Source organism: Serratia sp. SM04 (assembly GCF_040280225.1).
GTDB classification, from domain to species: domain Bacteria; phylum Pseudomonadota; class Gammaproteobacteria; order Enterobacterales; family Enterobacteriaceae; genus Serratia; species Serratia sarumanii.
In genome coordinates this window covers 1,252,905-1,264,292 of sequence record NZ_JBEOQT010000021.1, presented here as the reverse complement: position 1 = coordinate 1,264,292, position 11,388 = coordinate 1,252,905, and the positions used below count along the sequence as shown (strand labels likewise).

Sequence of the window (11,388 nt, the reverse complement as noted above, 5' to 3'; positions counted from 1 at the left end):
GGGTAAGGGGGGGCACTCTAAGCTATCCCCTTTAGTTCCTTACTTAAAGCTCTTTACTCTAAGTCTCTTACTTAAAGCTCTCACTACGGGTTATTGTGATTAATATTATTAACAATCACAATTAACTTTAAGTCAGACCTTCCAGTAACAGACTCTGAGCCTCATACCAGAATGCCTAATCGATGGTCTGAGCAATCTCCATTTTCTCTTTACACCTCCAGTCTCCTACTTTGGGGTCTGGAGTTCTTTTTGTACCAGTCAACTAGTACAGACATCCAGTCACCAACCTCAAGAGGAGACGTCATGCATGAGCCCCTTGTTCATCATCTGGCTGTTACTCTGGGTCATCGACCATCTGGTTCTTTGGCTGGCAGCTAGAATGTTTTCTACCACAAAAATCTGAGTACCCATCTAATACTTCATTCCTGACCAGTTTCCCCCATAGGGTCTGGCAGGGCTAGATTAATGATATGTTATAACAACACGACCCAACAAAGACCACTGGTCATCCACCCAGCTCCAGCCGCAGCTCAGACACAAGGTGAGGCACAAGGTAGACACAAAGTCATTGACTCAATGGTCTCAGCTGCCCTATCGTTGCGACTCCACACCCTTCTCGTTACTTACCGGATAGTTATCAATAATCAGGAGAAGATTATTATGGCAACGGCAAAGAAAGCAGCGAAAACCCATATCGGCCTCGACAGTAAACAATCGGCAAAACTCGCCGAAGCGCTGAACGCGCTGTTGGCGAACTATCAGGTGCTGTATATGAACGTGCGCGGCTATCATTGGAACATTACCGGCCCGCAGTTCTTTGAACTGCACGCGAAGTTCGAAGAGACATATAACGATCTGCTGACCAAGGTGGACGAGCTGGCGGAACGTATTCTGACGCTGGGCTCGCAGCCGCGTCACGCTTTCAGCGACTATCTGAAAACCGCCGACATCAAGGAACACACCAACGTGACCGATGATAAGGGCACGCTGCGCGGCCTGTTGGAAGGGTATTCAATCTTGCTGCAACAGCAGCGTGAACTGCTGACGGTGGCGGCGGACGCCGGCGACGAAGGCACCGCGTCGCTGATGAGCGATTACATCAAAGAGCAGGAAAAACAGGTCTGGATGCTCAACGCCTATCTGGGTAAATAACCCTGGCGCCATAACAAAACAGTCCCTTACGGGACTGTTTTCGTTTTACCACTCGCAGGATACCGCAAACAGCAGCGCGCGCCGATGCTGATCGTCCAGGCGGCGCCGCACCCGGATGATATGGCGATTGCTGCACGACTGGCGCTCCAGCCAGCGATGCCGGCGGCGTTGGCTCTGCCGCAACATGCGCCAGCGGCCCACTTCATTTCTACTGCGTCTCATAATTCCGTCACTCGTTCGTCTAATGCCAACCGCGGGCATTATAGCCCTTTCCGCCCGTGATCCAAGCCGCCGTTATCGGCGGCACAGCGGACGCCGCGCGGGCAAAAGCCGCCCTTTCATTTTCAGCAAGTGCCTTAACTTCATCATATTTATGTAACATAAGCGCCGATAAAAGGTTTCGCCTTGCCCGATCTGTGCGTACACTCATCATTGGTGGTTTGCGAACGGGATTTTTCGCCTTTATGACAACATTTTATACCGTAATCAGTTGGCTCATGGTGTTCGGCTACTGGCTGCTGATCGCCGGCGTGACGATGCGCATTTTAATGAAACGCCGTGCGGTTCCCTCTGCCATGGCCTGGCTGCTGGTTATCTACATTCTGCCGCTGTTCGGCATCGTGGCCTATTTATCGTTCGGCGAGCTGCATCTGGGCAAGCGCCGGGCCGAGCGCGCCAAGGCCATGTGGCCGTCGACCGCCCGTTGGTTGAAGGAGCTGAAAGAGAGCCGCCGCATCTTCGCCACCGAATACAGCGAAGTCGCCGAACCGCTGTTCCAACTGTGCAACCGCCGCCAGGGCATTGACGGCGTCAAGGGCAACCAGCTGCAGCTGCTCACCACCACCGACGACACGCTGAAAGCGCTGATCCGCGACATCGAGCTGGCGCGCCACAACATCGAAATGGTGTTCTATATCTGGCAGCCCGGCGGCCTGGTCGATCAGGTGGCCGAATCGTTGATGGCCGCCGCGCGGCGCGGCGTACACTGCCGCCTGATGCTCGACTCCGCCGGCAGCCTGCAATTTTTCCGCAGCCCCTACCCGGCGATGATGCGCAATGCCGGCATCGAAGTGGTGGAAGCGCTGAAGGTCAACCTGCTGCGCGTGTTCCTGCGCCGCATGGATCTGCGTCAGCACCGCAAAGTGGTGCTGATCGACAACTACATCGCCTATACCGGCAGCATGAACATGGTCGACCCGCGCTACTTCAAGCAGGATGCGGGCGTCGGCCAGTGGATCGACCTGATGGCGCGCATGGAAGGCCCGGTGGCCACCACCATGGGCATCGTCTATGCCTGCGACTGGGAGATTGAAACCGGCAAGCGCATTCTGCCGCCGCCGCCGGACGTCAACATCATGCCGTTCGAACAGGAGAGCGGCCACACCATTCAGGTGATCGCCTCCGGCCCCGGCTTCCCCGAGGAGATGATCCACCAGGCGCTGCTGACCGCGGTCTATTCCGCCCGCGAGCAGCTGATCATGACCACGCCGTACTTCGTGCCGAGCGACGATCTGCTGCACGCCATCTGCACCGCCGCCCTGCGCGGCGTCGAGGTCAGCATCATCGTGCCGCGCGACAACGATTCGATGATGGTGCGCTGGGCCAGCCGCGCGTTCTTCTCCGAGCTGCTGGAGGCCGGCGTCAGGATCTATCAGTTCGAAGGCGGCCTGCTGCATACCAAGAGCGTGCTGGTGGACGGGCAACTCAGCCTGGTCGGCACCGTCAATCTGGATATGCGCAGCCTGTGGCTGAATTTCGAGATCACGCTGGTGATCGATGATGACGGCTTCGGCAGCGATTTGGCCTGCGTGCAGGAAGATTACATTGCCCGTTCCAAACTGCTGAACGCCAAAGAGTGGCTGAAGCGGCCGTTCTGGCATCGCCTGGTCGAGCGCCTGTTCTACTTTTTCAGCCCGCTGCTGTAAAAGCCGCGACGAGCGTGCTTTAATAGCGCCAAATCATTTGTTATCAGGATTTTTTTATGGATTTGAATAACCGCCTTACCGAAGACGAAACGCTGGAACAGGCCTACGACATCTTCCTCGAATTGGCCGGCGACAATCTGGATCCGGCGGATATTCTGCTGTTCAACCTGCAGTTTGAAGAGCGCGGCGGCGCCGAACTGTACGACCCCTCCGAAGACTGGAGCGAGCACGTGGATTACGATCTGAACCCGGACTTCTTCGCCGAGGTGGTGATCGGTCTGGCGGACAGCGACGGCGAGCCGATCAACGACGTGTTCGCCCGCGTGCTGATCTGCCGCGAGAAAGACCACAAGCTGTGCCACATTCTGTGGAAAGAGTGATTCGCCGATAGCATATCGGATAAAAAAAAGCCCCGCTCATTCAGCGGGGCTTTTTGTTGCCGGCTAGCGGCGCATTACAGCGGATCGACCTTCAGGCACGAAACCGCATGGCGGAAACTGCCCTCCAGCAGCGGGCGCGTCTTGGCGCACTCCGGCCCGGCGATCGGGCAGCGGGTGCGGAACACGCAGCCGGTCGGCGGGTTGATCGGCGAAGGCAGCTCCCCTTCCAACAGCTGGATCTGCTTTTCCTTCTCCTTGTCCGGATCCGGGATCGGCACCGCCGACATCAGCGCTTTGGTGTAAGGGTGCTGCGGATTGTGGTACACCTCGTCATAGGTGCCCAGCTCCACCGCATGGCCCAGATACATCACCAGCACGCGATCGGAAATGTGCTTCACCACCGCCAAGTCGTGGGCGATAAAGATCAGTGACAGCCCCATCTCGCGCTGCAGCTGCTGCAGCAGGTTCACCACCTGCGCCTGAATCGACACGTCCAGCGCGGAGACCGGCTCGTCGCAGATCACCAGCTTCGGCTCGAGGATCAGCGCGCGCGCGATGCCGATACGCTGGCACTGGCCGCCGGAAAACTCGTGCGGGTAGCGGTTGATCAGGTTAGGCAGCAGGCCGACCTTCAGCATCATCGCCTTGACCTTGTCCTTCACTTCCTGACGCGGCATTTTCGGGTAGTAGGTGCGCAGCGGCTCGGCGATGATCTCGCCGATGGTCATGCGCGGGTTGAGCGAAGCCAGCGGATCCTGGAAAATCATCTGGATATCGCTGCGGGTTTTGCGCCAGTCGGCGTCGCTCATGCCCAGCAGATCTTTGCCCAGCCAGGCGACGCGCCCGCTGGTGGCTTTCACCAGGCCGATGATGGCGCGCGCGAAGGTGGACTTGCCGCAGCCGGACTCGCCGACCACGCCCAGGGTTTCCCCCTCGAACAGCCGCAGCGTGACGCCATCGACCGCTTTCAGGGTTTTCGGCGGCTGCCAGAACCACTGTTTGTCGTCATGAATGTCGAAGTGCACTTTCAAATCGGCCACTTCGAGCAGCACTTTCTTGTCGGTTACCGCTGTCATACCAACGCCTCCACCGGTTTAAAGCAGGCGCGCAGGCGCCCTTCCCCAAATTGCTCCAACGGCGGAGCGCTCGCACACTGTTCCATGGCGTACGGGCAGCGCGGCTGGAACGGGCAGCCTTTCGGCAACCGCAGCAGGTTCGGCGGGTTGCCGGGAATGGTCAGCAACGCTTCGCCTTCGGCGTCGAGGCGCGGCACCGCGTTCAACAGGCCGATGGAGTACGGATGGCTCGGCTGGTAGAACACCTCGCGCGCGCTGCCGTATTCCATGGTGCGGCCGGCGTACATCACCAGCACCTTGTTGCAGATGCCGGCCACCACGCCCAGGTCGTGGGTGATCATGATGATGGCGGTGTTGAATTCGCGCTTCAGTTCGTTGAGCAGCGTCATGATCTGCGCCTGGACGGTCACGTCCAGCGCGGTGGTCGGTTCGTCGGCGATCAGCAGCTTCGGCCGGCACAGCAGCGCCATGGCGATCATCACGCGCTGGCGCATGCCGCCGGAAAACTCGTGCGGATACATGCGCATGCGCTTGCGCGCTTCCGGCATTTTCACCGCGTCGAGCATGCGTACCGACTCTTCGAAGGCTTCGCTTTTGCTCATTTTCTTATGCAGCATCAGCACTTCCATCAGCTGTTCGCCAACGCGCATATAAGGGTTGAGCGAGGTCATCGGGTCCTGGAAGATCATCGAGATCTCTTCGGCCCGCAGCTTGTTGAGCTGATTTTCCGGCAGGTTGAGAATTTCACGGCCGTTGAATTTGGCCGAGCCGCCGATGCGGCCATTGCTGGCCAGCAACCCCATCAGGGCGAACGCGGTCTGCGATTTGCCGGAACCGGATTCACCGACGATGCCCAGCGTTTCGCCGGCGCGCAGGTCGAAGTTCAGATCGTTCACCGCCGTCACGTCGCCGTCCGGGGTGGAGAACGTGACGCGCAGGTCTTTCACGTCCAGCAGCGGCGACGTTTTGACGCCGGCGCCGGTTTGCAGTTGAGGATGTTCAATGGTGCTCATGATTGCACTCCTTAACGATCTTTCGGGTCGAGGGCGTCACGCAGGCCATCGCCGATAAAGTTGAAACAGAACAGAGTGACAACCAGGAAACCCGCCGGGAACAGCAGCAACCACGGTGAAACTTCCATTGAGTTGGCGCCGTCGCTGAGCAATGCGCCCCAGCTGCTGAGCGGCTCCTGCGTGCCCAGCCCCAGGAAGCTGAGGAAGGATTCGAACAGGATCATGCTCGGCACCAGCAGCGAGGCATACACCACCACCACGCCGAGCACGTTCGGCACAATATGGCGCAGCACGATATTGCGCGTGGAGACGCCGCACACCAGCGCCGCTTCGATGAACTCCTTGCGCTTGAGACCGAGGGTTTGGCCGCGCACGATACGCGCCATATCCAGCCACGACACCATGCCGATCGCCACGAAGATAAGCAGGATGTTCTGGCCGAAAAAGGTCACCAGCAGGATCACGAAGAACATGAACGGGAAGGAGTTGAGGATCTCCAGCAGGCGCATCATCACCGAGTCGACCTTGCCGCCCAGATAGCCGGACATCGCGCCGTACAGGGTGCCGACGATCACCGCCACCAGCGCCGCCGCCACGCCGACCATCAGCGAGATTCGCCCGCCGATCGCCACGCGCACCAGCAGATCGCGCCCGGAGGAATCGGTGCCGAAATAGTGCCCCGATTCCACGCTTGGCGCGGCGGACATCATCGCCCAATCGGTATCGTCGTAGGCAAACTGCGACAGCATCGGCGCCAGCACCACAAACAGCGTGATCAACACCAGAATGAACAGGCTGCTGACCGCCGCACGGTTGTGCATAAAGCGCCGGCGCGCGTCTTGCCACAGGCTGCGTCCTTCCACTTCCAGCTTCTCGCTGAAGTGTTCCAGAGCTTCGCTGTTCTTTTTAGTCAACATCATTCGCGTGCTCCAGATTAATAACGGATTTTCGGATCGATGACCGCATACAGCACATCGACGATCGCGTTGAACAGAATGGTCAGTGCGCCCACCAGAATGGTCAGGCTCAATACCAGGGAGTAGTCGCGGTTCAGCGCGCCGTTAACGAACAGCTGGCCGATCCCCGGCAGACCGTAGATGGTTTCGATCACCATCGAACCGGTGATGATGCCGACGAACGCCGGGCCCATGTAGGACAGCACCGGCAGCAGCGCCGGCTTCAGCGCGTGGCGGAAAATGATGCGACGCATCGGCAAGCCTTTGGCGCGCGCGGTGCGGATGAAGTTGGAGTGCAGCACTTCAATCATCGAGCCGCGCGTGATACGGGCGATGCTGGCAATATAGGCCAGCGACAGCGCCACCATCGGCAGGATGATGAATTTAGGCGCGCCGCCGTTCCAGCCACCGCCCGGCAGCCATTTCAGCGTGATGGCGAAGATCAGCACCAACAGCGGCGCCACCACGAAACTGGGTATCACCACCCCGGTCATGGCGAACCCCATCACCGTGTAGTCCCATTTGGTGTTCTGATTCAGCGCGGCGACAACGCCGGCGCTCACCCCCAGCACCACCGCCAGCAGAAACGCGGCCAGGCCGAGTTTGGCAGAAACCGGGAAAGAGCCGGCGACCAGATCGTTGACCGAATAGTCCTTGTATTTAAAGGACGGGCCGAAGTCTCCCTGCGCAAGCTGCGCCAGATAATGACCGTACTGTTTCCAGATCGGGTCGTTCAAATGATATTTGGCTTCGATATTCGCCATAACTTCCGGCGGCAATGCGCGCTCCCCGGTAAATGGACTGCCGGGCGCCAGGCGCATCATGAAGAATGAGATGGTGATAAGGATAAATAGTGTCGGGATCGCTTCCAGCAAGCGACGAAGTATAAATTTAAGCATTGCCCTAACCCTGTGCGACAGCCTGATGACGGCTTATTATTCTCAACATGGGCCGGCGGCCTGCGCCGCCGGCTCTTACCGTATCAATGCTTGATGATGTACAGGTTTTTGTCGTACACGTTATCAAGCGGGTCTTTGCCGGTGTAGCCACCGACGTAAGGTTTCACCAAACGGGCGTTCACGTAGTAATACAGCGGAACGATGGCGGAATCCTTATCCAGCTGAACTTCCGCTTTCTGATACAGATCGGCGCGCTCGTCTTTGGTCTTCGCGGTCAGCACGTTGGCCATCAGCTTGTCGAACTCGGCGCTCTTGTAGTGCGGGGTGTTACTGCTGCTGTCGGACAACATCATGTTCAGGAACGAACTCGGTTCGTTGTAGTCGGCGCACCAGCCGGCGCGCGCCACGTCATAGGTGCCCTGATGGCGGGTATCCAGGAAGGTTTTCCACTCCTGGTTCACCAGCTTCACGTCCACGCCCAGGTTTTTCTTCCAGATGGAGGCGGCGGCGATCGCCAGCTTCTTGTGCAGGTCTGAAGTGTTGTACAGCAGGGAGAAGGTCAGCGGTTTGCCCGGGCCGTAGCCGGCTTCCGCCAGCAGTTTCTTCGCCGCTTCGTTGCGTTTTTCCTGCGTCCAGCCGAACCACTCCGGCGGGGTCAGCTTGGCGCCGTCGGTGTATGGCGGCGTAAAGCTGTAGGCCGGCAGATCGCCCTGGTTTTTCACCTTGTTGACGATGATGTCGCGATCCATGCCCAGCTTCAGCGCTTCACGCACGCGCGCATCGGTGAACGGCGCCTTCTGGTTGTTGATTTCGTAGTAATAGGTGCACAGGTAAGGATCGACATGCACCTCTTTCGGGATCTCTTTTTTCAGCTTCTGGAACAGTTCGATCGGCATGTTGTTGTAGGTCATGTCGATTTCGCCGGTGCGGTAGCGGTTAACGTCGGTCACTTCCGACGAAATAGGCAGGAACGTCACTTTATTGATGATGGTTTTGGCGTTATCCCAATATTCCGGGTTGCGTTCCAGTACGATGCGTTCGTTGACAATCCAGTCTTTCAGTTTGTAGGCGCCGTTGCTGACGTAGTTGGCCGGCAGCGTCCACTTCTCGCCAAACTTCTCCACCGCGTCTTTGTAAACCGGCTTCATGGCGTAGTGCGGGGTCATTTCAACCAGATAAGGCACCGACTCGCTCAGGGTCACCTGGAAGGTGTGGTCGTCGATGGCCTTCACGCCCAGCGTCGACTTGTCTTTTTTACCGGCGATGATGTCATCGACGTTTTCCACATGGGCGTACTGCAGGTAGCTGGCGTAAGGCGACGCGGTTTTCGGATCCACCACGCGCTGCCAGCTGTAGACGAAATCTTGCGCCGTTACCGGCTTGCCGTTGGACCATTTGGCGTCTTTACGCAGGTGGAAGGTCCAGACTTTGAAATCCTTGTTATCCCAGCTTTCCGCGACGCCCGGCACGATGGAACCGTCCGGGCTGTTGTTCGCCAGGCCTTCCATCAGATCGCGGGTGACGTTGTTTTCCGGCACGCCCTCGATTTTGTGCGGATCCAGCGACTGCACTTCGGAACCGTTGTTTTTGACGATTTCTTGCTTGTCGGCCAGCTGCACGCCTGCAGGAACGTCGGCGGCAAAGGCGGAGGTGGTTGCTGTGATGCCCAGCGCGGCGATGACGCCGGCGGCAATGAGCGTTTTCTTCGTGATGTTGGTCATACTTATCGACTCCAGTTTTTTATTATCACAGGCTCTTCGTGGAACCTGCGTTGCCCGTAAGCGGACTCTGTTTTCCCGCCGCCGCGGAACGAATGCGGCGGCCGGCCTTCCCTATATTCCTCAGCGAACTAGCGCCAGGAATACCCCTTTTACTGCTTGATAATGTACAGATTTTTAACGTCGGTATAGTCCAGCGGATCTTTGCCGGTGAACCCGCCCACCGTCGGCTTGATCAACCGCGCGCTGACGCGGTAATAAACCGGGACCAACGCGGAGTCTTTGTCCAGCTGCGCTTCCGCCTGCTGATAGAGCGCGGCGCGCGCGGCCTCATCCGGCGCCTTCAGCGTGGCGGCCATGATGGCGTCGAACGCCGGGCTCTTATAGAACACGGTATTGATGCTGCTGTTGGACAGCACCAGGTTCAGGAACGCGCTGGGCTCGTTGTAATCCCCGCACCAGGTGGCGCGCGCCACGTCGTATTGCCCCTGATGGCGGCTCTCCAGCGACGTTTTCCATTCCTGGTTGCGCAGCGTGACCTCAGCGCCCAGGTTCTTCTTCCACATCGACGCAGCGGCGATCGCCTGCTGTTTGTTTTGATCGGAGGTGTTGTACAGCAGCGAGAATTTCAGCGGCTTGGCGTCGCTGTAGCCCGCTTCCGCCAGCAGTTTCCTGGCTTCGGCGTTGCGCTGTTCCTGGCTCCAGCCGGCCCACGCGGGCGGCGTGAAGTTAGCGCCTTCCGTGAAGGTCGGCGTGAAGCTGTAGGCTGGGATCTGCCCCTGGCCCATGATCTTGTTGGCGATGATGTCGCGATCCAGCGTCATCTTCACCGCCGTACGCACGCGCGCATCGGTGAACGGCGCCTGCTTGTTATTGAGCTCGTAATAGAAGGTGCACAGATAAGGGTTAACGTGCAGCTGTTCAGGCATTTCGCGTTTCATCTTGACGTACAGGTATGGCGGAATGGCGCTGTTGGTGATATCGATCTCGCCGCTGCGGAAGCGGTTAACGTCGCTGACTTCCGAGGTAATCGGCAGGAAGGTCGCCTGATTGATCACCGTCTGCTTGTTGTTCCAGTAGCTCGGGCTGCGCTCCAGCACGATGCGCTCGTTCACCACCCACTCTTTCAGGCGGTAAGCGCCGTTGCCGACGTAGTTGGCAGGCAGCGTCCATTTATCGCCGAATTTCTCCACCACCGCCCGCTTGACCGGTTTGAGCGACGTGTGGCTCAGCATGCTGATGAAATACGGCACCGGCTCGCTCAGCGTCACCTGCAGCGTTTGATCGTCCAGCGCCTTGACGCCGAGGGTCTGCGGGCTCTTCTTACCGGTCAGGATGTCGTCGATATTCTCGACTTTGGTGTATTGCAGGTAGCTGGCATAGGGCGAGGCGATTTTCGGATCGGCCAGACGCTGCCAGCTGTAGACGAAATCTTGCGCGGTCACCGGGCTGCCGTCGCTCCACACCGCGCCGGGGCGCAGGTGGAAGGTCCATTGCTGATAATTCTGGTTTTCCCAGCTCGCCGCCGCCGCCGGCACCACATGCCCGTTGGCGTCGGTGCTCACCAGCCCTTCCAGCAGGTTAAGAATGATATTGCTTTCCGGTACGCCCTCGACCTTATGCGGATCCAATGAAGCCACTTCGCTACCGTTGTTGATCACAATATTCTGCTGCTGCGCCAACTGAACGCCGGCCGGCACCTGCGCCGCCCAACCGCTATTTACGGCGCCGGCGCCCAGCGCGCCGCTAATCAACAAGGTCAAAGAAGTACGCTTCAGGGTTTGCTGCATAATCGAGGCTCCTTTTCACCGACAAGCATCGCTTATCGAAGTTTGTGAAGTGTTTATAAGAATTCTAAATAAACGGATACCAGCAAAAATCATTCCCGTTTTTATGGCGCATTTCAGTTAATTGACCACGGGAAAGTTGCTCGGAAATTAGCAGAAGCCAAATTCCATAGCCAATAAATTTTACGAAAATGTTAAGCAATTCTCTTTTATCGCACGAAGCCCGATCCGTCCCCTGCGTTAGAGGCCAAGAAAAATCAATGTCATTGATATGATTTTAAAGGCAAAAAAACCGAATTCATTTCAATTGAAACCGTCAGCACGATCTCACCGCCGCGAAAAGAAACATTCAGTTAACAATCCAATCATTCAAAGAACAAACACCTGTCTACGGGCGGTTAATCACTAATAACACCTGGATGAAAGTGAGACAAGCCCCACAGAATGATGTGACTAATTTAACAACAGCTTTACCGTTGAAC

At 57.7% G+C, this 11,388-nt stretch carries 10 protein-coding genes; 3 read left to right on the top strand and 7 right to left on the bottom strand.

The features are described 5' to 3' along the window. The first annotated feature begins 660 nt into the window (after window positions 1-660). The gene (locus ABTW55_RS20520) at window positions 661-1,152 is read left to right on the top strand and encodes a Dps family protein (RefSeq protein WP_004932132.1); all 492 of its coding nucleotides are present in this window, start codon (window positions 661-663) and stop codon (window positions 1,150-1,152) included. A gap of 45 nt (window positions 1,153-1,197) precedes the next feature. On the opposite strand, the gene ABTW55_RS20515 is transcribed toward ABTW55_RS20520, so the two are convergent. Continuing rightward, window positions 1,198-1,374, bottom strand: a complete 177-nt coding sequence (locus ABTW55_RS20515) for a YciY family protein (RefSeq protein ID WP_025159792.1) — start codon at window positions 1,372-1,374, stop codon at window positions 1,198-1,200. Window positions 1,375-1,616: 242 nt separating this feature from the next. On the opposite strand from ABTW55_RS20515, the gene cls reads away from it, so the two are divergent. Then, window positions 1,617-3,077: a cardiolipin synthase gene (cls, locus tag ABTW55_RS20510; protein ID WP_033634781.1), complete on the top strand. Its 1,461-nt coding sequence runs from the start codon at window positions 1,617-1,619 to the stop codon at window positions 3,075-3,077. 56 nt (window positions 3,078-3,133) lie between these two features. Beyond that, window positions 3,134-3,457, top strand: coding sequence for an HI1450 family dsDNA-mimic protein (locus ABTW55_RS20505; RefSeq protein ID WP_004932139.1), 324 nt, complete (start codon window positions 3,134-3,136; stop codon window positions 3,455-3,457). A gap of 74 nt (window positions 3,458-3,531) precedes the next feature. On the opposite strand, the gene oppF is transcribed toward ABTW55_RS20505, so the two are convergent. The 6 genes from oppF to ABTW55_RS20475 all read right to left on the bottom strand — a co-directional run bounded on the left by oppF (window position 3,532) and on the right by ABTW55_RS20475 (window position 10,909). Further along, window positions 3,532-4,533, bottom strand: coding sequence for a murein tripeptide/oligopeptide ABC transporter ATP binding protein OppF (gene oppF, locus ABTW55_RS20500; RefSeq protein WP_025303071.1), 1,002 nt, complete (start codon window positions 4,531-4,533; stop codon window positions 3,532-3,534). Next, window positions 4,530-5,546: an ABC transporter ATP-binding protein gene (locus tag ABTW55_RS20495; RefSeq protein ID WP_033634782.1), complete on the bottom strand. Its 1,017-nt coding sequence runs from the start codon at window positions 5,544-5,546 to the stop codon at window positions 4,530-4,532. Before ABTW55_RS20495 ends, oppF begins: the two co-directional genes overlap by 4 nt. 11 nt (window positions 5,547-5,557) lie before the next feature. Then, window positions 5,558-6,466: an oligopeptide ABC transporter permease OppC gene (oppC, locus tag ABTW55_RS20490; RefSeq protein WP_033634783.1), complete on the bottom strand. Its 909-nt coding sequence runs from the start codon at window positions 6,464-6,466 to the stop codon at window positions 5,558-5,560. 14 nt (window positions 6,467-6,480) lie between these two features. Next, entirely contained in the window at window positions 6,481-7,401 is a 921-nt protein-coding gene (oppB, locus tag ABTW55_RS20485; protein WP_033634784.1) for an oligopeptide ABC transporter permease OppB, read from the bottom strand. An 83-nt stretch (window positions 7,402-7,484) separates the two neighbouring features. Next, window positions 7,485-9,122: an oligopeptide ABC transporter substrate-binding protein OppA gene (gene oppA / locus ABTW55_RS20480; protein ID WP_033647597.1), complete on the bottom strand. Its 1,638-nt coding sequence runs from the start codon at window positions 9,120-9,122 to the stop codon at window positions 7,485-7,487. Between the two features lie 149 nt (window positions 9,123-9,271). Continuing rightward, on the bottom strand, window positions 9,272-10,909 hold the full coding sequence (locus ABTW55_RS20475; protein ID WP_039565814.1) for an ABC transporter substrate-binding protein: 1,638 nt from the start codon (window positions 10,907-10,909) through the stop codon (window positions 9,272-9,274). Window positions 10,910-11,388: the final 479 nt, after the last annotated feature.

Bases quoted from the DNA above. Each gene is read 5' to 3' on its own strand.
- oppC (WP_033634783.1), bottom strand. From the start codon at position 6,466: ATGATGTTGACTAAAAAGAACAGCGAAGCTCTGGAACACTTCAGCGAG.
- oppB (WP_033634784.1), bottom strand. From the start codon at position 7,401: ATGCTTAAATTTATACTTCGTCGCTTGCTGGAAGCGATCCCGACACTA.
- ABTW55_RS20505 (WP_004932139.1), top strand. From the start codon at position 3,134: ATGGATTTGAATAACCGCCTTACCGAAGACGAAACGCTGGAACAGGCC.
- ABTW55_RS20475 (WP_039565814.1), bottom strand. From the start codon at position 10,909: ATGCAGCAAACCCTGAAGCGTACTTCTTTGACCTTGTTGATTAGCGGC.
- ABTW55_RS20495 (WP_033634782.1), bottom strand. From the start codon at position 5,546: ATGAGCACCATTGAACATCCTCAACTGCAAACCGGCGCCGGCGTCAAA.
- oppA (WP_033647597.1), bottom strand. From the start codon at position 9,122: ATGACCAACATCACGAAGAAAACGCTCATTGCCGCCGGCGTCATCGCC.
- ABTW55_RS20520 (WP_004932132.1), top strand. From the start codon at position 661: ATGGCAACGGCAAAGAAAGCAGCGAAAACCCATATCGGCCTCGACAGT.
- ABTW55_RS20515 (WP_025159792.1), bottom strand. From the start codon at position 1,374: ATGAGACGCAGTAGAAATGAAGTGGGCCGCTGGCGCATGTTGCGGCAG.
- oppF (WP_025303071.1), bottom strand. From the start codon at position 4,533: ATGACAGCGGTAACCGACAAGAAAGTGCTGCTCGAAGTGGCCGATTTG.
- cls (WP_033634781.1), top strand. From the start codon at position 1,617: ATGACAACATTTTATACCGTAATCAGTTGGCTCATGGTGTTCGGCTAC.